A 21,005-nucleotide genomic window follows, 5' to 3' on the forward strand; every position below is an offset into this window, starting at 1 on the left:
GTTTGGCTGGGGCGGGAGGATTCGAACCTCCGCATGACGGAATCAAAATCCGTTGCCTTACCACTTGGCGACGCCCCAGCAGGGGGCCATGAGGTGCCTAGCCGACCCGCGAAAACGGGCCGGAACATAGCCGCATCGGGGGGTGGGCGCAACCGGCCTGCCGCCCGGCCGCGCGGGCTTTTGCCCCCTTGCGAGGGCCAGATCGGGGAGCTATAACGCGCGGCAGCTTGGATACGGAGTGTAGCGCAGCCTGGTAGCGCACCTCGTTCGGGACGAGGGGGTCGGAGGTTCAAATCCTCTCACTCCGACCAAGTTTTTCAGCGGCCTGCCAGGGGCCGTTGTGGCCGGCCGGGCCGTTCGGGCCCGGAAACCCGTGCTTCCCCGTCATATCCAGCCGGCCTTGCGGAACCTGTAGAAGAGGTAGCCGCAGACGCCCGCAATGGCGGTGAGCACCGTGAAGTAGCCATAGTGCCATCTGAGCTCCGGCATGTTCTCGAAGTTCATGCCGTAGATGCCGGCAATGGCCGTGGGAAAAGCGAGAATCGCCGCCCAGCCCGCAAGCCGCTTCATCACCTCGTTCTGGCGCGCCGCCGAGATCATCATCGCCGCTTCATAGGCCGAGGCGAGAGCATCGCGCAGGCTGTCGATCGATTCGTTCACCTGCATGACGTGGTCCTGCACATCCCGATAATAGGGATGCACTTCGGGATCGATCATGGGCAACTCGAGGCGCTCCAGCCGCCTGCACACTTCCAGCATGGGCGACACGCGGCGGCGGAACACATTCAGCTCGCGCCGCAACTGATAGAGCCGGTCGATCTCCTGGCCGGTGAAGCACTGATCGACGATATGGCTTTCGATCTCGCTCACCTCATCGACGATCGAATCGATCACCGGGAAGTAGTGATCGGCGACGAAATCGAGCAGCGCATAAAGAATGTAGTCCTCGCCATGCCTGAGCATGCGCGGATCGCTCTCGCAGCGCCGCCGCACCTCGCCATAGGAACTCGACGGGCCGTGGCGCACGGTGATGACGTAGCCCTTGCCGACAAAGACATGTGTCTCTCCATAGACGATGCCGGGATGCGAAAGCTGCGCCGTCCTCACGACCAGGAAAATGGCGTCGCCATATACATCGAGCTTCGCGCGCTGATGCGCCTTGTGCGCATCCTCGATGGCGAGCGGGTGCAGCCCGAATTCGTTGCGCACACGCTCGAGCACCGCTTCGGAGGGCTCGTGCAGGCCGATCCAGAAGAAGGCGCCGTCGCGCGCCGCCTCGTACCGAACCTCCTCGAGCTTCAGATCGGCGACGCGCGCACCGTTCCGGTAAAGCGCGGAGGCGACGACCATGGGCAGGCCGTATTCGTTTTTCAGGGATTCGAAATCCATCGGCAAGACACCCCCTCGGAACCCCGGACCCGGTCATGCGGAGCCGGAACAGCGACAAGCCTAGCGCGATCCACGGATGTGTCAGCGCTCCTCTGAGCGGATCTGGGGAAAAACGGCGGCTGCCGGATCGTCGGAGGCAATGGTGGGCGTGACAGGGATTGAACCTGTGACCCCTACGATGTCAACGTAGTGCTCTCCCGCTGAGCTACACGCCCATTGCCAGTGCGGACGGCCGGAAATTCGTGGGATGCGGATCCCTCGATCCCGGCCAGAGGCAGTCCGTATATCGAGGTTATTCCTCAAAGACAAGATGGCAAAGCGCAGGCCCGAAAGACAATCGGAAATGCCGGGCCGGAACGCCCCCGAGCCCTTTTGAAGCGATCGCCTGACGAGCCTTGATGCCTGATCGGCATGGCCGGTCCGTTCGGGCCATCCCCCGGCTTCCCGAACAAGCTCTCAGGCGGCCATCATCCGCTCGACCTCGGCCACGAGGTCCCGGAGGTGGAAGGGCTTGGAAAGGACCTTCGCATCCTTGGGCGCGGCGCTTTCGGGGCTGAGCGCGACGGCGGCAAAGCCGGTGATGAACATGATCTTCATCGTCGGGTCGAGTTCCGCCGCGCGGCGGGCAAGCTCGATACCGTCCATTTCCGGCATCACGATGTCGGTGAGAAGGATGTCGAAGACGTCGTTCCCGAGCTTCTTGTGGGCCTCGACGCCATTCCCATAGGAAACGACCTCATGCCCCGCATTTTCCAGCGCTTTCGCCAGAAATTTGCGCATGGATTCGTCATCTTCCGCGAGCAGAATGCGCGCCATCGCTCAAGCCCATCTCTTCAGTTAAGCAGCCCGGTTTTGCACCCATGCGGCAAGGTTTTGCCGCCGGGACGGTGATGTCTCACTTTAGGTCTGGACCCGTAAACAGGACATGAAAGACGGCCTTATCCCCTGCGCGAATTGGGGACAAAGACCGGCGGAACACCTGAGCGTTTCGCGCTGCCGGCGCGGGCGTGCTAGCCTGAGCGATGTCGGCGCGAGGGCTCGACCTTGCGACGGCACCCTTGAAATCGTCCAGGCCTTCCGAATATCTGATCTCCATGGCCATCACTCCCCGACAGCGTATCGACGACAAGGACGAGGCAGGCGCCGCGGGCGACGAGGACGACCTTTTTGCGCACCCGGTCGCCATCGAACGGCCCGATCGCATCCGTTTTCCCTTCGTTTTCTCGTCGCCTCACAGCGGCCGGATCTATCCGCGATCCTTCGTGACCGCGTCGAATCTCGATCCGGTGACGTTGCGCCGGTCGGAGGACAGCTTCGTCGAGGAGATCTTCGGCGGCGTGAAGAGCCTCGGCGCGCCGCTCATCCATGCGCGCTTTCCCCGCGCCTATCTCGATGCGAATCGCGAGCCTTATGAACTCGACCCCGGCATGTTCGCCGATCCTCTGCCGCCCCATGTGAACACGCGCTCGCTGCGCGTCGCGGGCGGCCTCGGCACCATCGCGCGGGTCGTCGCTGATTCGACCGAAATCTATCGCGGGCCCCTCCCCTATGCCGAAGCGGAGCGGCGCATCCGCCAGCTCTACATGCCCTTCCATGAGGCTCTGCGCGGGCTACTGGAGGAGGCGCACACGATTTTCGGCTGGTCCGTCCTGATCGACTGCCATTCCATGCCCTCGGTCGGCGGGCCGGCGGATGACGACCGGGGCGCGGACCGGCCCGACATCGTGCTCGGCGACCGTTATGGAACCTCCTGCGCCAGCGAGCTGACCTCCGAGGTGGAGAACAAGCTCAGAAAGCTCGGCTACAGCGTCGCCCGCAACAATCCCTATGCCGGGGGCTTCAACACCGAGCATTACGGGCGGCCGCATCGGGGGCTTCACGCCCTCCAGATCGAGATCAACCGGGCGCTCTACATGGATGAAGCGCGCCTCGAGCGCGGGGCCGGCCTCGCGCGCCTCAAGGCCGACATGACGGCGCTTGCCGCCCATCTCGCCACGCTCGATCTCGCCAGCATCGAGAGCAGCGCCAGAGGAGCCGCCTTCTAGGCCCGCGAACCCGCACGCCCGTTTCAGCAGCACAAAAAGAAGGGGCCCTGGCGAACCAGGGCCCAAGTTTAGGGAGGAAACGCCCAGGAAGGGCTTGCGTCGCCGGGAGGAAGTCTCAACCGATGACGCAATGCACAATATACATTGCGCCGCACAACAAACAAGCGGAAACGTCAGCTTTCATTGCGGCTATTTGACCTACACACCTTCGTCTAAACCACTACTTTGAAACGTATTTTTTCCCATGGGCGGGGGCGGTGTGCGGCGCAACAAAACGTCGCGGTCCGTTGCGTCATCCCGCCATCAAAGCTTCCTTAACGCCACGCCCTGACAATGGGGGGCCCGGAAAAGGTCATCCGGGCAAATTCGGGACACATGCGCGAGGCGGCGCCCTTTCGGGTCGAGGCTCGCGCTCACGGGGCACAATCGATGCGCAAAGGGTTTTGCACGCGGTCAGGAGCCGCTGCCGGGAAGGGCCGCCATGTGAGCGGCTCCGGGCTGGTGCTCGCGGCGATGCTCGCCCTGGCGCTCCTGAGCCTCATCCCCGAGGGCGCACTGGCCGGGACGGCCAAACCGCAGACACGGATAGAGGCGGAAGCCGCGACCCCCTGGAGCTATTGCGAGCGGGCCGCCATCGCCATCGAGCAGACGCAGAAGCTCCCCCGCGCCCTGCTCTTCTCCGTGGCCACGGCGGAATCGGGCCGCTACGAGCGGGAGAGCGGCAAGGCGCGCGCCTGGCCCTGGACCATCAATGCCGAAGGTCAGTCCTATTATTTCGATACGAAGAAGGAGGCCGTCGCCGCGACGCGCCAGCTCCTCAAGGCGGGTATCCGCAGCATCGATGTCGGCTGCATGCAGGTCAATCTGCGCTACCACCCGGACGCCTTCGCCGATCTCAACGAAGCCTTCGATCCGCTCACCAACGCGGCCTATGCGGCCAGCTTCCTGAAGCGGCTCCAAAAGCAGACGGGCTCATGGCCCAAGGCCGTGGCGCAATATCACTCCGAATCGCCCGCGCGGAACGAACCCTATTTCGCCCGCGTGATCCGCATCTGGGCGAATGAGCGCGACCGCGTCGCCGTTCTGACCCGCATGCTCAAGGAGGAAGCGGCCGAAGTGACGAAGTCGCTCCGCGGCACAACGGAAGCAGCGCCCGCGTCCGGCGGCTCGCAAGCCCTGGCTCAGGCAGTGGCCGCAGCATCGCGCCCGGCACCAAAAGTTCTCAGCTCCGATGAGACCCGCGATGTGCGCGAGGGCGCGGTCGCCATGGTGGGCCTGCGCCTCTCGATCGCGGAGGATGGCGGCGCCTCATCGCCCGCCAAAGCACGACCGGCGCCGCGCGTCATCGACACGCCGACCATTCTCGCCGACGCTTCGCACGGTCCCGCGCTCTAATCTTCTCACCCGTCACCAGCCTGTCGCTCCGCGCATATGCGCGGAACTGGCGCGGCCGCGCCTTGCTCCGTGTCCGGAATGGAGAGCACCCCATCTGTCATTGAAACGTCATTCGCTTGTCACGAAACCTTGTGCGCCTGCACCGAATATGGCGACCGCCAGCGAGGCTCCGCCGGCGGAACCGACAAGGACATGATGTTGCGCGACACCAGATGGACACGCCTCTCCTCGGCCCTGCCCTTCCGGATGGCGGGCCGCGTTCATCCCGCGATCACGGAAACCGGTGCCAAGAGGCCACCCCGCAAACGCGACCAGAGCCGCAACGCCACGAGGCGGCGGGGCGGGCTCGATGAAAGGCTGACCGGACCCCGGCCCAAAAATCGCCGCAAGCACCGCACCCTCTTTCTCTCCGACATCCATCTCGGCACGCCCGGCTGCAAGGCGGATCTCCTTCTCGATTTCCTGCGCCATAACGACGCCGAAACGATCTACCTCGTCGGCGACATCATCGACGGCTGGCGGCTGAAGCGCTCATGGTACTGGACGGCGGCGCATAACGCGGTCGTGCAGGAGCTTCTGCGCAAGGCGCGCAAGGGCGCGGCCATCATCTACATTCCCGGCAACCACGACGAGGCGCTGCGCGACTATACGGGCCTCAATTTCGGCGGCGCCGACATCATGGGCGAGGCGATCCACGAAACAGCCGATGGCAGGCGATTTCTCGTCATTCATGGCGACCAGTTCGACAGCGTCGTCAAATATGCGAAATGGCTCGCCCATCTCGGCGACAGGGCCTATGGCGCCGCTCTCGCGCTCAACAACTGGTTGCACGAGATCCGCCGCCTGTTCGGCCTGCCCTACTGGTCGCTCTCCTCCTATCTGAAGCACAGGGTGAAGAACGCGGTCGAATATATTTCGAGCTACGAGGCCGCCGTGGCGCGTTCGGCGCGCGAGCGCGGCGTCGATGGCGTCATCTGCGGTCACATCCACCACGCCGAAATACGCGCCATGGATGGCGTTCTCTACTGCAATGACGGCGACTGGGTGGAAAGCTGCACCGCGCTTGCCGAGGATGAGGAAGGCACGCTCAGCATCATCACCTGGCACCGTTTCTCCTGGGAATCCGGTCTTGCAGGCTCCGACGCCCTGGAGAGCGAGGGCCGGCGCGTGCTGAACGCGGCCTGATGTTGCACCGGGACACATTGACGGCACGACGGGAGCGGGCACACCCGCTTCCGCCCTTTCATGCCTGCCCGCGCGCGCTCGGCCGCGAGGCCGCGCGCCTTCGCATCGTCATCGTTTCGGATGCCGCTCCACCCCAGGTGAACGGCGTCGTCCGCACGCTTGCCGAACTCACGCGAAGCCTCGAGCGGATGGGGCATGAGGTCATCGCGATCACGCCCGGCCTCTTCAGAACCGTGCCTCTGCCCGGCTACCGCGAAATCCGCCTCGCGCTCTTTCCGGGGCGGAGGCTCGCGCGGATGATCGCCGACGCCGATCCACACGCCATCCACATCGCAACGGAAGGGCCGCTCGGCCTTGCGACGCGAGCCTATTGCGTGCGGCGGGGGCTTCCATTCACCACATCGTTCCACACGCGCTTTGCGGAATATCTCAATGCGCGCATCGGCCTTCCGCAATGCCTCAGCTATGCGGTGCTGCGCTGGTTCCACAGCCGCGCCTCGACCGTGATGGTGGCGACTTCTTCCTTGCAGGCGGAGCTTGCCGCGCGCGGTTTCGGCCGGACGGCACTCTGGTCGCGCGGCGTCGATATGGCGCTCTTTCATCCGCAGCCGGAACTTCTCGGGCGGCACTACCTCGGGCTCGAACGTCCCGTCTGGCTTCATGTCGGACGGGTCGCGGTGGAAAAGAATATCGAAGCGTTCCTCGATCTCGATCTTCCCGGTTCGAAAATGGTGGTCGGCGACGGCCCCCGCCTCGAACACCTCCGCAGGCGCTATCCGGACGCACATTTCACGGGCGCGCTTTCCGGCGAGGAACTTGCGCGAAGCTACGCGGCGGCCGATTGCCTCGTCTTTCCGAGCCGGACGGACACGTTCGGCCTCGTGATGATCGAGGCCCTCGCCTGCGGCACGCCGGTCGCGGCCTTTCCGGTGCAAGGCCCGCTCGATGTCATCGGTGCGGCGAACGCCGGGGCGCTCGACGAAGACCTTCGCTCCGCCTGCATCAAGGCTGTCGAAATCCCGCGCGAGACGTGCCGCGACCACGCGCTCGGCTTTTCGTGGGATGCCTGCATGCGCCAGTTCCTTGTCAATCTCGCGCTCGAACCGGCGCTTCCGGGCGCGGCCTGATCCCCCGGCTTGTGCCGGGGCGGAAACTGGCCTCAAATCCGACTTCCGTCAGCTTCCAGGAGGCACATCCTTCATGAAACATCTCGCCCTCGCATTTCTTGCTGCGATTGCGCTTTCCACGCCCGTGCACGCCGATGAATATGAGATCGACGCATCCCATACCCATGTCGGCTTCCAGATCAGCCATATGGGATTTTCGGAAACCTATGGCGTCTTCAAGAACGTTTCCGGCACGCTCACGCTCGATGAGGCGAAGCCCGAGACGAGCAAGGTCGATGTGACCATCGACGTGGCGAGCATCGACACCGCCAGCGAAGCCCGCGACGAGCACCTGAAAGGACCGGATTTCTTCGACGTCAAAACCTTCCCCACCATGACGTTCAAATCGACCAAGGTGGAACTGACCGGCAAGGACACGGCCAATGTCACCGGCGATCTCACGCTCCACGGGGTGACGAAGCCGGTGGGCCTCGTCGTCAAGCTCAACAAGGCCGGCGAGAGCCCGGCGAAGAAGGGCCGCTATGTCGCGGGCTTCTCGGCCCTCGGCAAGCTCAAGCGCTCCGATTTCGGCATCAAGACCTATCTGCCGATGATCGGGGACGAGGTCACGATCGCCATTTCGAGCGAATTCATTCGCAAATAAGGCATTTGCCGGCCCGGCGGAGCCCCTCCCCCGGGCCGGCGCCCCTTCCCGGACTTGTGGAAAACCCCCTTGCCGCGATATAAGGCGGCCCAGATTAGGTGGCTCCCGCGCGCGATCCTCCCGCGCGGCCGGGCCTCCCAAGGCCCCGGCGGTACCCATGTCACTTCGTAATATCGCGATCATCGCCCATGTCGATCATGGGAAGACGACACTCGTTGACCAGCTTCTTCGCCAGTCCGGCACATTCCGGGAAAACCAGCAGGTTGCCGAACGGGTGATGGATTCGGGCGATCTGGAACGCGAGCGCGGCATCACCATTCTGGCGAAGCCGACCAGTGTCGACTGGGTCGACGATGAAGGGGTTCACACCCGCATCAACATCATCGACACGCCGGGCCACGCCGATTTCGGCGGCGAGGTGGAGCGCATCCTCTCCATGGTCGATGGCGTCGTGCTTCTCGTCGACTCGGCCGAAGGACCGCTGCCGCAGACGAAGTTCGTGACCTCGAAGGCGCTGGCGCTTGGGCTGAAGCCCATCGTGCTCATCAACAAGGTCGACCGCTCCGACGCGCGGCCCGACGAGGTTCACGTCGAGGCGTTCGACCTTTTCGCGGCCCTTGGCGCGACCGACGAACAGCTCGACTTCCCTTGCATCTTCGCCTCTGCCCGCCAGGGCTGGGCGACGGAAGACCTCTCCGCGCCCGACGCCAGGGAGCACGGGCTGAAGCCGCTCTTCAATAAGATCATCTCGCATTTTCCGCCGCCGAAGGCGCTTGAGGACGGCTCGGCCGACGAGCCCTTCGCCATGCTGGTGACGACGATCGAGAGCGACCCCTATCTGGGCCGCATCCTCACCGGCAAGATCGAGAAGGGCGTCGCGAGAACGAACATGGCCGTGCAGGTTCTGCGCAAGGATGCGGGCGTCGTCGAGCGCGGGCGCATCAGCCGCGTGCTCGCCTTCCGTGGCATCCAGCGCGTGCCCGTCGAAGAAGCGCGCGCCGGCGACATCATTTCCGTTGCCGGTCTCGAGGAAGGCACGGTGGCCGACACGATCTGCGATCCGCTCGTCGCCGAGCCGCTGGAGGCGCTGCCGATCGACCCGCCGACGCTCTCCGTCACCGTCTCGATCAATGACAGTCCGCTTGCGGGCCGCGAAGGCTCGAAGGTGCAGTCGCGCGTCATTCGCGAGCGGCTCTTGCGCGAGGCGGAATCGAACGTCGCCATCCGCGTGTCCGACACGGAAGGCGGCGACGCCTTCGAGGTCGCCGGCCGTGGCGAATTGCAGCTTGGCGTTCTCATCGAACAGATGCGCCGCGAAGGCTTCGAACTCGGCATCTCGCGCCCGCGCGTGCTCTATCGCGAGGGCGAGGATGGCGCGCGCCTCGAACCCGTCGAGGAAGTGACGGTGGATGTCGATGACGAATTCACCGGCGTCGTCATCGAAAAGGTTTCGCAGCGCAAAGGCGAGCTTGTCGACATGCGACCGACAGGCGCGGGCAAGACGCGCATCATCTTCCATTGCCCCTCGCGCGGTCTCATCGGCTATCACGGCGAATTCCTCACCGACACGCGCGGCACGGGCGTGATGAACCGCATCTTCAAGGCTTACGAGCCCTATCGCGGCGAGGTCGAGGGACGGCGCAACGGCGTGCTCATCTCCACCGGCGATGGCGAGGCGGTCGCCTATGCGCTCTGGTACATCGAGGAGCGCGGCTCGCTTTTCATCACGCCGGGCACGAAGGTCTATCGTGGCATGATCATCGGCGAGAATGCGCGCCCCGACGATCTCGACGTGAACCCCCTCAAGGCCAAGCAGCTCACCAATATCCGCACCACCTCGAAGGACGAGGCAGTGCGGCTCACGCCGCCCCGGCCGCTCACGCTCGAACAGGCCATCGCCTATATCGAGCCGGACGAGCTGGTCGAGGTGACGCCGAAGTCGATCCGCCTGCGCAAGCGCTGGCTCGACCCGAACGACCGCAAGAAATACGCAAAGGCCAGCTGAGCCAGCCGGGCGTTGCCCCCTTCCCTTCCGAATGCCACTCTCTCGGAAACGAATCCGGAGGGAGAAAATCATGGCAACCAATGAGGACTGGCTCGGCAAGGTGCGTGAGGACATCATCGAGCCCGATCTGCCGATCATCGATCCGCACCACCATCTCTGGGACTATCCCGAAAGCCGCTACATGCTCGACGAGCTCAATGCGGATACGGGCTCGGGCCACAATATCCGCGCGACCGTCTTCGTCGAGTGCAAGTCCATGTATCGCGCCGAGGGTCCGGAGCATCTGCGGCCCGTCGGCGAAACCGAATTCGTGAACGGCATCGCCGCTCAGTCGGCGAGCGGCATCTATGGCGAGATGCGCGCCTGCAAGGGCATTGTGGGTTTTGCCAATCTGTTGCTCGGAGACGCGGTGGACGAGGTGCTGGAGGCGCATATCGCGGCCGCGCCCCAGCGCTTCCGCGGCATCCGCCACGCCAACGCTTATGACGACAGCCCCGAGGTGCGGCCGACGCACACCAATCCGCCGAAGGGGCTTTTCGGCCTGCCGAAATTCCGCGAGGGCTTCGCGCGGCTCAAGGCGTTCAATCTCACCTTCGATGCCTGGCTCTATCACCACCAGATCCCGGAACTCACGGCGCTCGCCCGCGCCCATCCCGAGGTCACGATCATCTTCGACCATTTCGGCGGACCCATCGGCATCGGCCCTTATGAAGGCCGACGCGCGGAGATTTTCACCCAGTGGATGAAGGATGTGGTCGAGCTTTCGGAATGTCCGAATGTGGTGGCGAAGCTCGGCGGCATCAACATGGCGGTCAACGGCTTCGGCTGGCACAAGCGCGCGCTGCCGCCGACCTCGGACGAACTCGTCGCCGCAACGCAGGATTACTACCTGCATGCGATCGACGCCTTCGGCCCCGAGCGCTGCATGTTCGAGAGCAATTTCCCGGTGGACAAGCTCTCCTGCTCCTATGCGGTGGTCTGGAACGCCTTCAAGAAGATCGCGAAGGGCGCAAGCGCCGATGAAAAAGCCGCGCTCTTCCACGACACGGCGAAGCGCGTCTACCGGCTGGACTAGCCATCGGGCGGGCCCCATTATGCGGGCCCGTTCCACCATGAGGCCCGGACATGCTTTCGCCCAAGGATATCGACGAACTCTCGACTTTCGCCCTGCGTCTCGCCGATGCCGCAAGCGCGGTCACGCTGCCGCATTTCCGTTCGGGCCTTGCCGTGGACAACAAGCGGGGCGAATACACATTCGATCCCGTCACGGCCGCCGACCGCGACGCGGAAACGGCGATCCGTGAACTGATCAAGAGCCACTACCCGTCACACGGGATTTTCGGCGAAGAGCACGGACGGGAAGAAGGCGAGAGCCCGCTCACATGGGTCATCGACCCCATCGACGGCACGCGCTCCTTCATCAGCGGCGTTCCGCTCTGGGGCACGCTCATCGCGCTCAATGACGGTGCGCGCCCCGTCATCGGCCTCATGGACCAGCCCTATATCGGCGAGCGCTTTCTCGGCCGGCCCGGCGGCTCGGAACTCATCGGCAAGCATGGCCGGCGCATCCTCCGCACGAGCCAGTGCACGAAGCTCGAGGATGCGCTTCTCGGCAATACCGATCCCGGCATGTTCAAGGAGGAGCGCGCGCGAGCGGCATTCCGCGAGATCAGTTCGCGCGTGCGCCTCCGGCGCTTCGGCGGCGACTGCTATTTCTACTGTCTGCTTGCGGCGGGCTGCATCGACCTCGTCATCGAGGCGAGCCTTCAGCCTTACGACATTCAGGCGCTGATGCCGGTCATCGAGCATGCGGGCGGCATCGTCACCACATGGACGGGCGACGACCCGCAAATGGGCGGCTCGGTCGTCGCGGCGGCGACGCCGGAGCTTCACGCCGCCGCGCTCGAGATCCTGTCGAAGGCTGTCTGAGCGCGCGGGCTCAGGCCGGGGCCCAGAGCGGCAGGTACGGAGCGCGCGGCCCTGGATCCCGGGACAAGCCCGGGATGACAAATTGAAGCGAGGCCGTTCCACAAATTCCGCCGTCACTCCGGCCTTGAAGCTCCGCCATTCACGCCCGTTCAGGGGATCGGGTTCTCCCGCCGCGCGCCGCCAAGCGCACTGTTCGCCTCCTTCACGGCTGCCGCTTCTTCCTCGACATAGATCTCGCCGCCCGAATTGCGGAACTTGTCCGACATCTCGGCCATGCCGCTTTCGGCATAGTCGCGCACGTCCTGCGTGATCTTCATCGAGCAGAATTTCGGTCCGCACATGGAGCAGAAATGCGCCGTCTTGTGCGCGTCCTTGGGAAGCGTCTGGTCGTGGAAATCGCGCGCGCGCTCGGGGTCGAGCGCGAGGTTGAACTGATCCTCCCAGCGGAATTCGAAACGCGCGCGGGAAAGCGCGTCGTCCCGAAGCTGCGCCGCCGGATGCCCCTTGGCGAGATCGGCCGCATGCGCCGCGATCTTGTAGGTGATGACGCCTTCCTTGACGTCGGCGCGGTTCGGCAGGCCCAGATGCTCCTTCGGCGTCACATAGCAAAGCATGGCGCAGCCGAACCAGCCGATCATCGCCGCGCCGATACCGCTCGTGATGTGATCGTAGCCGGGCGCAATATCGGTCGTCAGTGGCCCGAGCGTATAGAAAGGCGCGCCGCCGCAATGCTTGAGCTGCTTGTCCATGTTGACCTTGATCTTGTGCATCGGCACGTGACCCGGCCCCTCGATCATGACCTGACAGCCCTTCTTCCAGGCGATCTGCGTCAGTTCGCCCAGCGTCTCAAGCTCCGCGAATTGCGCTTCGTCATTCGCATCCGCGATCGAGCCCGGACGCAACCCGTCGCCGAGCGAGAAGGAGACGTCATAGGCGCGCATGATGTCGCAGATTTCCTCGAAATGCTCATAGAGGAAGCTTTCCTTGTGATGCGCGAGGCACCACTTCGCCATGATCGAGCCGCCACGCGAGACGATGCCCGTCACGCGCCTGGCGGTGAGCGGCACATAGGCAAGCCGCACGCCCGCATGGATGGTGAAGTAATCGACGCCCTGCTCGGCCTGTTCGATCAGCGTGTCGCGAAAAACCTCCCAGGTCAGATTTTCAGCGATGCCGTCGACCTTTTCGAGCGCCTGATAGATCGGCACCGTGCCGATGGGCACGGGCGAATTGCGGATGATCCATTCGCGCGTGTTGTGAATATTGCGCCCCGTCGAAAGGTCCATCACCGTGTCGGCGCCCCAGCGGATCGCCCACACCATCTTGTCCACTTCCTCGGCGACCGAGGAGGCAATGGCCGAGTTGCCGATATTGGCGTTGATCTTCACGAGGAAATTGCGGCCGATGATCATCGGCTCGATTTCCGGGTGGTTGATGTTGGCCGGGATGATGGCCCGGCCCTCGGCAACTTCGCGGCGGACGAATTCCGGCGTGATGAATTCGGGAATGTCCGCGCCGAAGCTCTCGCCCTCGGCGATCCTGTGCGCGGCGCTCTCGAGCGCCTGCCTGCGGCCCATATTCTCGCGCTCCGCGATATAGGCCATCTCGGCGGTGACGATCCCCGCGCGCGCATATTCGAGCTGCGTCAGCGGCTGGCCCGCAATGCCGCGGCGCGGCGCATGCGCGATCGGAAAACTCCGCGCGAGATGCGTGTCGCTCACATTGCCATTGTCCTCGGGCTTCACCGCGCGGCCCTGATAGCGCTCCGTGCCGCCTCGCGCGTCGATCCAGGCTTCGCGCATGCGCGCCAGCCCCTTGTCGACATCGATTACGGCATCGGGATCGGTATAGGGGCCCGACGTGTCATAGACGCGCACCGGCGGTTCCTTCGCGCTCGGATGCAGCGCGATTTCGCGGAAGGGCACGTTGAGTTCGGGAAAACCCGCGGGCGATGTGTAGACCTTGCGCGAAGCGGGCAAGGAACCTGTCGTGACGCTCGGTTTTGCGTGAATACTCATCGAGGATCTCCGTCCAGTCGAGGTTTCGGAAATCCGGGATAGCGTGGGTGCGGTCTTTCCCGTCCCTTCGCCGGCATGACCCGGATCAGGTTCTAAGAGTTCGGCCTTTTGCCATCTCAGCCCGGGACGGATTTCGATCTTTCGCCCGGACACCCCTCGGAATGTCTGCCAGTGTGCCCCTTATGAGGAGTAAGGTAAAGGGACAGCAAAACACGCCGGAGAGATCGAAAATGCAGGCTCAGCAACGACTGACGGAACTTCTCGGCATCGACCAGCCGATCATTCAGGCGCCCATGGCGGGCAGCGCGACCCCCGAACTCGCGGCCGCGGTCGCCAATGCGGGCGGCCTCGGCTCGCTCGGCGTGGCGATGATGAAGCCGCAGGAGTTGCGCGACGCGGTAGGCCAGCTCCGCAAGCTCACGAACAAGCCGTTCAATCTCAATTTCTTCGTGCATGAGGAGCCCGATCTCGCGAGCTACGACGCGAAGCCGATGCAGCAGGCGCTCGCGCCGCTATACAGCGAGTTCGGCCTTGGCGCCGTGCCGGAACCCGCATCGCCGGCACCCGCCTTCAGCGACGAACAGCTCGCCCTGCTCCTTGAAATCGCGCCGCGCGTCGTCAGCTTCCATTTCGGCCTTCCGCATGGCGACGCAGTGGCGAGGCTCCACGCCGCCGGCATCAAGGTCATCGGCTGCGCGACGACGGTGGCGGAGGCGCGCGCGCTCGATGCCGGAGGCGCCGATGCGATCATCGCGCAGGGGCACGAGGCGGGCGGCCATCGCGGCACGTTCCTTGGCGGCATCGATCGCGGCACGGTCGGCACCATGGCGCTCGTGCCGCAAGTGGTCGATGCGGTGAAGGTGCCGGTCATCGCCGCGGGCGGCATAGCGGATGCGCGCGGCATCGCCGCCGCCTTCATGCTCGGCGCGTCCGGCGTGCAGCTCGGCACGGCCTTCCTCGTCTGTCCGGAGGCGAAGGTTCACCCCGTCCACCGCAAGGCGCTCGCCGAAACAGCCGATGACGCAACGACCGTGACCAGACTCTTTTCGGGACGCCCCGCCCGCGCCATCCGCAACCGCATGACGGAGGAACTGGCGGCCTTCGAGAACCGGACCGCCCCCTTCCCCACCCAGCGCGGAATGGCGGCCCCACTCGCTGCCGCCAGCGCACGCGAGAACAAGCCGGAATTCCTGTCTCTCTGGTCCGGTCAGGCGGCAAGGCTGTCGCCGCCCGAGCCCGCGGGCGAAAAGGTCGCCCGGCTCATGCAGGGCGCGAGAGAGCTTCTCGGGCGCTGAAATTGCTCCGGACACCCCCTGCTCCACTGGCGCGGCAAGGCGGCTCGGCACTAACCTTGCTGCGGGCGGCCGATTCGGGCTGCCCGCAAGTCAGGGGAGAATGAGGCAATGACGATCGAACTTTGGGCGCTGGTCTGGAGCGGCCTGCTGCTTCTCGTGCTGATCCTTGCGTCGGCTGTGGGCAACGTCAATGCGATGGGCCAGGAATGGGGCATCGGCAATCGCGAAGTGCCTGCCAAGGGAGAGGGATGGGCCGGACGCGCACGCCGCGCCTATCTGAACCTGATGGAAAATCTGGTCGTGTTCGGCGCGGCCGTCATACCTGCGCATATAGCGGGCACGCATACGGGGCTCACCGTGCTCGGCGCGCAGATCTTCCTCATTGCACGGATCATCCACGCCGTCGTCTATCTGGGCGGCTGGACGTTCCTCGCAATCAGGACGCTCGCCTATTTCGCGGGCGTCATCGGCACGGTGCTGATCTATTACGCGCTGATCACCGGCTGAAACCGGCGGACGGGCGCTTCCTTTGCGGAGCGCCCGCCTGCTCGTTCCTCAATCCGCGAACGGGTCCTTCATCAGGATCGTGTCGTCGCGCTCGGGCGAGGTCGAGAGCAGCGTCACCGGCGCCTCGATCAGCTCTTCGACATGGCGGACATATTTGATCGCCTGCGCGGGAAGCGCGCCCCAGCTCCGCGCGCCGAAGGTCGTTTCCTTCCAGCCCTCGAGCGTCTCATAGACGGGCTCCACGCGGGCCTGCAGCGCCGCCGAAGCGGGCAGATAGTCGATCTCCTTGCCGTCGAGCTTGTAGGCGACGCAGATCTTCACCTCGTCGAAGCCATCGAGCACGTCGAGCTTCGTCAGCGCGATATCGGTGATGCCGCTCGTCTTGATCGCCTGACGCACGAGCACGGCATCGAACCAGCCGCAGCGGCGCTTGCGCCCCGTCACCGTGCCGAATTCGCGGCCACGCTCGCCGAGCCGCTGGCCGACCTCGTCGTGAAGCTCGGAGGGGAAAGGCCCCTCGCCCACGCGCGTCGTATAGGCCTTGGTGATGCCGAGCACCGTGTGGATCGAGGACGGGCCGATGCCCGCGCCCGTCGCCGCCTGCGCCGAAACCGTGTTCGACGACGTCACATAAGGATAAGTGCCGTGGTCGATGTCGAGCAGCGTGCCCTGCGCGCCTTCGAAGAGAATGCGATTGCCGCGGCGGCGTATCCCGTCGAGCAGGCGCCACACCGTGTCCATGTAAGGCAGGATTTTTGGCGCCACGTCCTTGATCTGCGCGGTCAGCGCCTTGCAGTCGATGAGGTCCTTGCCGAGGCCCTTCCGGAGCGCGTTGTGATGCGCGAGGAGCTTCTCCACCTTGTCCTCGAGCGCGTCGAGATCGACGAGGTCCATCACGCGCAGCGCGCGGCGGCCGACCTTGTCCTCATAGGCCGGGCCGATGCCGCGCTTCGTCGTGCCGATGCGCGTGCCCGTATTCGACGTCTCGCGGATTTCATCGAGTTCACGGTGAAGCGGCAGAATGAGGACCGCATTTTCCGCGATGCGGAGATTGTCGGGGCTCACTTCCACGCCCTGCTCGCGCAGGCGGGTGATCTCGTCGCAGAGCGCCCAGGGATCGACCACGACGCCATTGCCGATGACCGAGAGCTTGCCCGGGCGGACGACGCCCGAAGGCAGGAGCGAGAGCTTATAGGTCTTGCCGTCGATGACGAGCGTATGGCCGGCATTGTGTCCACCTTGAAAGCGCACCACCACATCGGCGCGCTCGGAGAGCCAGTCCACGATCTTGCCTTTGCCCTCGTCGCCCCACTGGGAGCCGACAACAACCACATTTGCCATATCGATCAATACCTTAGGAGATGAACGCAAGGCGTCTGAACAAGCCAAAAGCCCCCGGGCCTTTCGGCGGGGGGCTTTGAGAGGTTGTAGCCGAGGGGGGCCCCGAAGGAAAGCGCTTTAGGAAGAAATCCGGCCGTCGCGGCGCCGGCGCGAGGCTTCGGGGCCGGTTTCGCCGCCACGCCGGATTGCCTATCCTTGCGTCCTTCGGATACCGGACAAGGGAGGATGACCATGAGCTGACTGCCTTCGAGCGAACCCGAGCCCGGCGACAGAAAATCCTGCGATGCGCTCGAAATGGCCGTCGTGCCGCGCATGCACGATGTCGGCTCGCTGGCTGTCTATCGCGCCCTTCCCTATGTGAAGCGCCGCATGGTGGGGCCCTTCGTCTTTCTGGACCAGATGGGTCCGGCCGAGATGACGCCGGGCACCGGCATGGATGTGCGGCCTCATCCGCATATCGGGCTTGCGACTGTTACCTATCTCTTCGAGGGAGCGATCCTCCATCGCGACAGCGAAGGTAATGTGCAGGAGATTCTTCCCGGCGCGATGAACCTGATGACGGCGGGGCGCGGCATCGCGCATTCGGAACGCTCGCCCGACCTGCAAAGGCGCGAGGGTCAGCGCCTCTTCGGCATCCAGAGTTGGGTCGCGCTCCCCGAGCGGCACGAAGAAACGGCGCCGAACTTCCAGCATTTCAGCGCCGGGAGCCTGCCCGTCATCGAGGATGGCGGGGTGCGTGCGCGCGTGATCGCGGGGCGCGCCTTCGGCGCCGCGTCTCCGGTCGCCACACTTTCCGACTGGTTCTATGCCGATGTGACGCTTGCCGCGGGCGCCCGCGCACCGCTCGATCCCGATTACGAGGAACGCGCGGTCTATATTGCCGAGGGCGAGGTCGAAATCGTGGGCAAGCGCTTCGAGGCGCCGCAGCTTCTTGTCTTCAGACCCGGCGAGCGGATCACCATCGAGGCGACGCGCGGCGCGCGGCTCATGTTTCTCGGCGGCGCGCCGCTCGAAGGCCCGCGCCACATCTGGTGGAATTTCGTCTCCTCGCGCAAGGAGCGCATCGAGCAGGCGAAAGAAGACTGGAAGAACGGCCGCTTCGAAAAAGTCATCGGCGAAACGGAATTCATTCCGCTGCCCGAAAGTTGAAACGGCGCCCCTTCCGGGACGCCGTTTCGTTCTCATGCATCGAAATCCGATCGGACCGGCGCAAGCCTGACGAAATCAGAAACTCAGCGCCTTGACCTGCACCACCTGCGGCAGCGCCTGGATCTCGTTCAGCACCTCGGCGGGCACCGGACCATCCACCTCGACGAGACAGATGGCGGCGCCGCCGGTCTCCTGGCGGCCGAGATTGAAGTTGGCGATATTGATATTCGACTTGCCGAGGATCGAGCCCAGAGCGCCGATGAAGCCCGGCTTGTCCTGGTTCGTCACATAGATCATGTGCGCGCCGAGAGCGGCATCCATGTTGACGCCCTTGATCTGGATGAGGCGCGGACGGCCGTCGGAGAAGACCGTGCCCGCGACCGAGCGTTCCTGGCGATCGGTCTTCACCGTGAGGCGGATATAGGTTTCATAGGCGCCGCGCTGCTCGCGCTTCACCTCGGAGACCTGAATGCCGCGATCCTTCGCGATGACCGGCGCGGAGACGGTGTTCACATCAACGAGCTGCGGCTTGAGAAGGCCCGTCAGCGCCGCATTGGTGAGAACGCGGGTGTTCATCCCCGCGACGGTGCCTTCATATTCGATCGTCACCTCATGGATGCCCGTTTCGGTGAGCTGGCCGGCGAAGGAGCCGAGAAGCTGCGCAAGTTCCACGAAGGGCGTGAGCTTCGGCGCTTCTTCCGCCGAGATCGACGGCACGTTCACCGAATTGGTGATTGCGCCCGTGAGCAGATAGTCGGCCATCTGCTCGGCGACCTGAAGCGCCACATTCTCCTGCGCTTCATTGGTCGAGGCGCCGAGATGCGGCGTCGCGACGATCTGTTCCATGCCGAAGAGGATGTTCGTCTTGGCCGGCTCTTCCTCGAAGACGTCGAGCGCCGCGCCAGCGACGTGACCCGCCTCGATCGCGGCCTTGAGATCGGCCTCGACGACAAGTCCGCCGCGCGCGCAGTTGATGATGCGAACGCCCTTCTTCGTCTTGGCGAAGCTGTCCTTGTTGAGGATGTTGCGCGTCTTGTCCGTCAGCGGCGTGTGCAGCGTGATGAAGTCGGAACGCTTCAGCAGCTCGTCGAGATCGACCTTCTCCACGCCGAGATCGGCCGCGCGCTCCTGCGTCAGGAACGGATCGAAGGCGATGACCTTCATCTTGAGGCCGAGAGCGCGGTCGGCGACGATCGAGCCGATATTGCCGCAACCGATGATGCCGAGCGTCTTGGCCGTCAGCTCGACGCCCATGAATTTCGACTTTTCCCACTTGCCCGCATGGGTCGATTCGTTCGCCTGCGGAATGTCGCGGGCCAGCGCGAACATCATGGCGATGGCGTGCTCGGCCGTGGTGATCGAATTGCCGAAGGGCGTGTTCATCACGATGATGCCCTTCCCGGTCGCAGCCGGAAGATCGACATTGTCGACGCCGATGCCGGCGCGACCGATGACCTTGAGCTTCTTCGCTGCCGCGATCACGGGGGGCGTGACCTTGGTGTTCGAGCGGATGGCGAGGCCGTCATAGTCGCCGATGATCTTGATGAGTTCGTCGCGATCGAGGCCGGTCTTCACATCGACCTCGATGCCGCGATCCTGGAAGATCTTCACGGCAGCCGGCGACAGTTTGTCGGAAATCAGAACCTTGGGCATGAAAGCCTCCGTCTGTTTTGGCTCGTCATGCCCGGGCTTCGTCCGGGCTTCCAGAGGGTCGTTCAAAACCCCCGGTTCTGGATCGCCGGGCCACGGCGCTTGTGCACCGGCCCGGCAATGACGAGAGGATTAAAAAATCGAAAAACGTCAGGCGTCAGCGAGAGCGGCCCGCGCCTCGGCGAAAGCCCAGTCGAGCCACGGCATCAGCGCGCGCATGTCGTCGACCTCGACGGTTGCGCCCGCCCAGATGCGAAGGCCGGCCGGCGCATCGCGATAGGCTCCGATGTCGTTGGCGACACCTTCCTTGTCGAGCATGTCGGCGATCTTCTTGGCGAAGGCAGCCTGCTCGTCATCGCTCAGCGCGGCCACTTTCGGATCGACGATCCGCAGACAGACGGATGTGTTGGAGCGCGTGACGACGTCTTCCGCGAGGAAGGCGGCCCACGGCGTACGCTCGACCCATTCGGCGATCACCGCGGCATTCGCATTGGCGCGCGCCATCAGGGACTTGAGGCCGCCGATCGATTCCGCCCAGTTGAGCGCGTCGAGATAGTCCTCGACGCAGATCATGGACGGCGTGTTGATCGTCTCGCCCTTGAAGATGCCTTCGATGAGCTTTCCGCCCTTGGTCATGCGGAAGATCTTGGGCATGGGCCAGGCGGGGGTGTAGCTCTCCAGACGCTCGACGGCGCGGGGGCTCAGAATGAGCATGCCATGCGCGGCCTCGCCGCCAAGCACCTTCTGCCAGGAGAAGGTGACGACATCGAGCTTCGCCCAGGGAAGGTCCTGCGCGAAAGCGGCGGACGTCGCGTCGCAAATGGTCAGCCCCTCGCGGTCGGCGGGGATCCAGTCGCCATTCGGCACGCGCACGCCCGAGGTCGTGCCGTTCCAGGTGAAGACGACGTCGTTCTTGAAATTCACGTCGGCGAGATCGGGAAGCTTGCCATAGGGCGCCTTCAGCGTCCGCGTGTCCTTGAGCTTGAGCTGCTTCACGACGTCCGTGACCCAGCCCTCGCCGAAGCTTTCCCAGGCGAGGAGGTCGACGCCGCGCGCGCCGAGCAGCGACCAGAGCGCCATTTCGACCGCGCCTGTATCGGAGGCGGGCACGATGCCGATTCTGTAGTCGGCCGGAACGCCGAGAATGGTGCGGGTTTTCTCGATGGCTTCGACGAGGCGCGCCTTGCCCGGCTTGGAGCGATGGCTGCGGCCGACGAGTGCCTTTTCGAGATTTTTGAGGGACCAGCCCGGGCGCTTGGCGCAGGGACCGGAGGAGAAGTGGGGATTGGCCGGACGTGCGGCCGGACGCTCTGTGGCGGTCATATGT

17 protein-coding genes, 3 tRNA genes and 1 riboswitch are annotated in these 21,005 nt (G+C 64.5%); of the genes, 12 read left to right on the top strand and 8 right to left on the bottom strand.

Annotated features, from left to right (window positions below; all coding sequences use genetic code 11):
- Positions 1 to 3: 3 nt before the first annotated feature.
- Positions 4 to 78, bottom strand: a tRNA-Gln gene (locus WBG82_RS02995).
- A 156-nt stretch (positions 79 to 234) separates the two neighbouring features.
- Between WBG82_RS02995 and WBG82_RS03000 the strand changes: the two genes are divergently transcribed.
- Positions 235 to 311 (top strand) — tRNA-Pro (locus WBG82_RS03000).
- A gap of 73 nt (positions 312 to 384) precedes the next feature.
- On the opposite strand, the gene corA is transcribed toward WBG82_RS03000, so the two are convergent.
- From corA to cpdR, 3 genes are all read right to left on the bottom strand, one after another.
- On the bottom strand, positions 385 to 1,389 hold the full coding sequence (gene corA / locus WBG82_RS03005; RefSeq protein WP_424421197.1) for a magnesium/cobalt transporter CorA: 1,005 nt from the start codon (positions 1,387 to 1,389) through the stop codon (positions 385 to 387).
- Between the two features lie 140 nt (positions 1,390 to 1,529).
- Positions 1,530 to 1,604 (bottom strand) — tRNA-Val (locus WBG82_RS03010).
- Between the two features lie 241 nt (positions 1,605 to 1,845).
- Complete coding sequence (gene cpdR, locus WBG82_RS03015) at positions 1,846 to 2,205, bottom strand: cell cycle two-component system response regulator CpdR (RefSeq protein ID WP_424421200.1); 360 nt, start codon at positions 2,203 to 2,205, stop codon at positions 1,846 to 1,848.
- Positions 2,206 to 2,483: 278 nt separating this feature from the next.
- Between cpdR and WBG82_RS03020 the strand changes: the two genes are divergently transcribed.
- The 8 genes from WBG82_RS03020 (at position 2,484) to hisN (ending at position 11,718) form a co-directional block, all read left to right on the top strand.
- Positions 2,484 to 3,434, top strand: a complete 951-nt coding sequence (locus WBG82_RS03020; RefSeq protein WP_424421203.1) for an N-formylglutamate amidohydrolase — start codon at positions 2,484 to 2,486, stop codon at positions 3,432 to 3,434.
- Between the two features lie 483 nt (positions 3,435 to 3,917).
- A complete protein-coding gene (locus WBG82_RS03025) occupies positions 3,918 to 4,829 on the top strand; it encodes a transglycosylase SLT domain-containing protein (protein ID WP_424421206.1) in 912 nt (303 codons plus the stop codon).
- Between the two features lie 192 nt (positions 4,830 to 5,021).
- Complete coding sequence (locus WBG82_RS03030) at positions 5,022 to 6,014, top strand: UDP-2,3-diacylglucosamine diphosphatase (RefSeq protein WP_424421209.1); 993 nt, start codon at positions 5,022 to 5,024, stop codon at positions 6,012 to 6,014.
- A 17-nt stretch (positions 6,015 to 6,031) separates the two neighbouring features.
- On the top strand, positions 6,032 to 7,141 hold the full coding sequence (locus WBG82_RS03035; protein WP_424421211.1) for a glycosyltransferase family 4 protein: 1,110 nt from the start codon (positions 6,032 to 6,034) through the stop codon (positions 7,139 to 7,141).
- 73 nt (positions 7,142 to 7,214) lie between these two features.
- Positions 7,215 to 7,784, top strand: a complete 570-nt coding sequence (locus WBG82_RS03040; RefSeq protein WP_424421213.1) for a YceI family protein — start codon at positions 7,215 to 7,217, stop codon at positions 7,782 to 7,784.
- A gap of 157 nt (positions 7,785 to 7,941) precedes the next feature.
- On the top strand, positions 7,942 to 9,789 hold the full coding sequence (typA, locus tag WBG82_RS03045; protein WP_424421215.1) for a translational GTPase TypA: 1,848 nt from the start codon (positions 7,942 to 7,944) through the stop codon (positions 9,787 to 9,789).
- A gap of 70 nt (positions 9,790 to 9,859) precedes the next feature.
- Entirely contained in the window at positions 9,860 to 10,864 is a 1,005-nt protein-coding gene (locus tag WBG82_RS03050) for an amidohydrolase family protein (RefSeq protein ID WP_424421217.1), read from the top strand.
- Between the two features lie 50 nt (positions 10,865 to 10,914).
- Entirely contained in the window at positions 10,915 to 11,718 is an 804-nt protein-coding gene (gene hisN / locus WBG82_RS03055) for a histidinol-phosphatase (protein WP_424421219.1), read from the top strand.
- Between the two features lie 149 nt (positions 11,719 to 11,867).
- Here the strand turns inward: hisN and thiC are convergent, their stop codons facing one another.
- The gene (thiC, locus tag WBG82_RS03060) at positions 11,868 to 13,736 is read right to left on the bottom strand and encodes a phosphomethylpyrimidine synthase ThiC (RefSeq protein ID WP_424421222.1); all 1,869 of its coding nucleotides are present in this window, start codon (positions 13,734 to 13,736) and stop codon (positions 11,868 to 11,870) included.
- Positions 13,737 to 13,781: 45 nt separating this feature from the next.
- A riboswitch (TPP riboswitch) is annotated at positions 13,782 to 13,903 on the bottom strand.
- A gap of 63 nt (positions 13,904 to 13,966) precedes the next feature.
- Here thiC and WBG82_RS03065 point away from each other — a divergent pair.
- Positions 13,967 to 15,031, top strand: coding sequence for an NAD(P)H-dependent flavin oxidoreductase (locus tag WBG82_RS03065; RefSeq protein WP_424421224.1), 1,065 nt, complete (start codon positions 13,967 to 13,969; stop codon positions 15,029 to 15,031).
- A gap of 108 nt (positions 15,032 to 15,139) precedes the next feature.
- Entirely contained in the window at positions 15,140 to 15,538 is a 399-nt protein-coding gene (locus WBG82_RS03070) for an MAPEG family protein (RefSeq protein WP_324296928.1), read from the top strand.
- Between the two features lie 48 nt (positions 15,539 to 15,586).
- Here the strand turns inward: WBG82_RS03070 and WBG82_RS03075 are convergent, their stop codons facing one another.
- Positions 15,587 to 16,879, bottom strand: a complete 1,293-nt coding sequence (locus WBG82_RS03075) for an adenylosuccinate synthase (RefSeq protein WP_424421227.1) — start codon at positions 16,877 to 16,879, stop codon at positions 15,587 to 15,589.
- Positions 16,880 to 17,119: 240 nt separating this feature from the next.
- On the opposite strand from WBG82_RS03075, the gene WBG82_RS03080 reads away from it, so the two are divergent.
- Complete coding sequence (locus WBG82_RS03080) at positions 17,120 to 18,028, top strand: pirin family protein (RefSeq protein ID WP_424421270.1); 909 nt, start codon at positions 17,120 to 17,122, stop codon at positions 18,026 to 18,028.
- A gap of 75 nt (positions 18,029 to 18,103) precedes the next feature.
- On the opposite strand, the gene serA is transcribed toward WBG82_RS03080, so the two are convergent.
- Positions 18,104 to 19,681, bottom strand: coding sequence for a phosphoglycerate dehydrogenase (gene serA, locus WBG82_RS03085; protein WP_424421228.1), 1,578 nt, complete (start codon positions 19,679 to 19,681; stop codon positions 18,104 to 18,106).
- A gap of 147 nt (positions 19,682 to 19,828) precedes the next feature.
- Positions 19,829 to 21,001: a phosphoserine transaminase gene (locus tag WBG82_RS03090; RefSeq protein WP_424421230.1), complete on the bottom strand. Its 1,173-nt coding sequence runs from the start codon at positions 20,999 to 21,001 to the stop codon at positions 19,829 to 19,831.
- Positions 21,002 to 21,005 lie beyond the last annotated feature (4 nt).

Origin of the sequence: Parvibaculum sp. (assembly GCF_049671045.1) — a bacterium.
Classification (GTDB): domain Bacteria; phylum Pseudomonadota; class Alphaproteobacteria; order Parvibaculales; family Parvibaculaceae; genus Parvibaculum.

Bases quoted from the DNA above. Each gene is read 5' to 3' on its own strand.
- corA (WP_424421197.1), bottom strand. From the start codon at position 1,389: ATGGATTTCGAATCCCTGAAAAACGAATACGGCCTGCCCATGGTCGTC.
- cpdR (WP_424421200.1), bottom strand. From the start codon at position 2,205: ATGGCGCGCATTCTGCTCGCGGAAGATGACGAATCCATGCGCAAATTT.
- WBG82_RS03020 (WP_424421203.1), top strand. From the start codon at position 2,484: ATGGCCATCACTCCCCGACAGCGTATCGACGACAAGGACGAGGCAGGC.
- WBG82_RS03030 (WP_424421209.1), top strand. From the start codon at position 5,022: ATGATGTTGCGCGACACCAGATGGACACGCCTCTCCTCGGCCCTGCCC.
- WBG82_RS03040 (WP_424421213.1), top strand. From the start codon at position 7,215: ATGAAACATCTCGCCCTCGCATTTCTTGCTGCGATTGCGCTTTCCACG.
- typA (WP_424421215.1), top strand. From the start codon at position 7,942: ATGTCACTTCGTAATATCGCGATCATCGCCCATGTCGATCATGGGAAG.
- WBG82_RS03050 (WP_424421217.1), top strand. From the start codon at position 9,860: ATGGCAACCAATGAGGACTGGCTCGGCAAGGTGCGTGAGGACATCATC.
- hisN (WP_424421219.1), top strand. From the start codon at position 10,915: ATGCTTTCGCCCAAGGATATCGACGAACTCTCGACTTTCGCCCTGCGT.
- thiC (WP_424421222.1), bottom strand. From the start codon at position 13,736: ATGAGTATTCACGCAAAACCGAGCGTCACGACAGGTTCCTTGCCCGCT.
- WBG82_RS03065 (WP_424421224.1), top strand. From the start codon at position 13,967: ATGCAGGCTCAGCAACGACTGACGGAACTTCTCGGCATCGACCAGCCG.
- WBG82_RS03070 (WP_324296928.1), top strand. From the start codon at position 15,140: ATGACGATCGAACTTTGGGCGCTGGTCTGGAGCGGCCTGCTGCTTCTC.
- WBG82_RS03075 (WP_424421227.1), bottom strand. From the start codon at position 16,879: ATGGCAAATGTGGTTGTTGTCGGCTCCCAGTGGGGCGACGAGGGCAAA.
- serA (WP_424421228.1), bottom strand. From the start codon at position 19,681: ATGCCCAAGGTTCTGATTTCCGACAAACTGTCGCCGGCTGCCGTGAAG.
- WBG82_RS03090 (WP_424421230.1), bottom strand. From the start codon at position 21,001: ATGACCGCCACAGAGCGTCCGGCCGCACGTCCGGCCAATCCCCACTTC.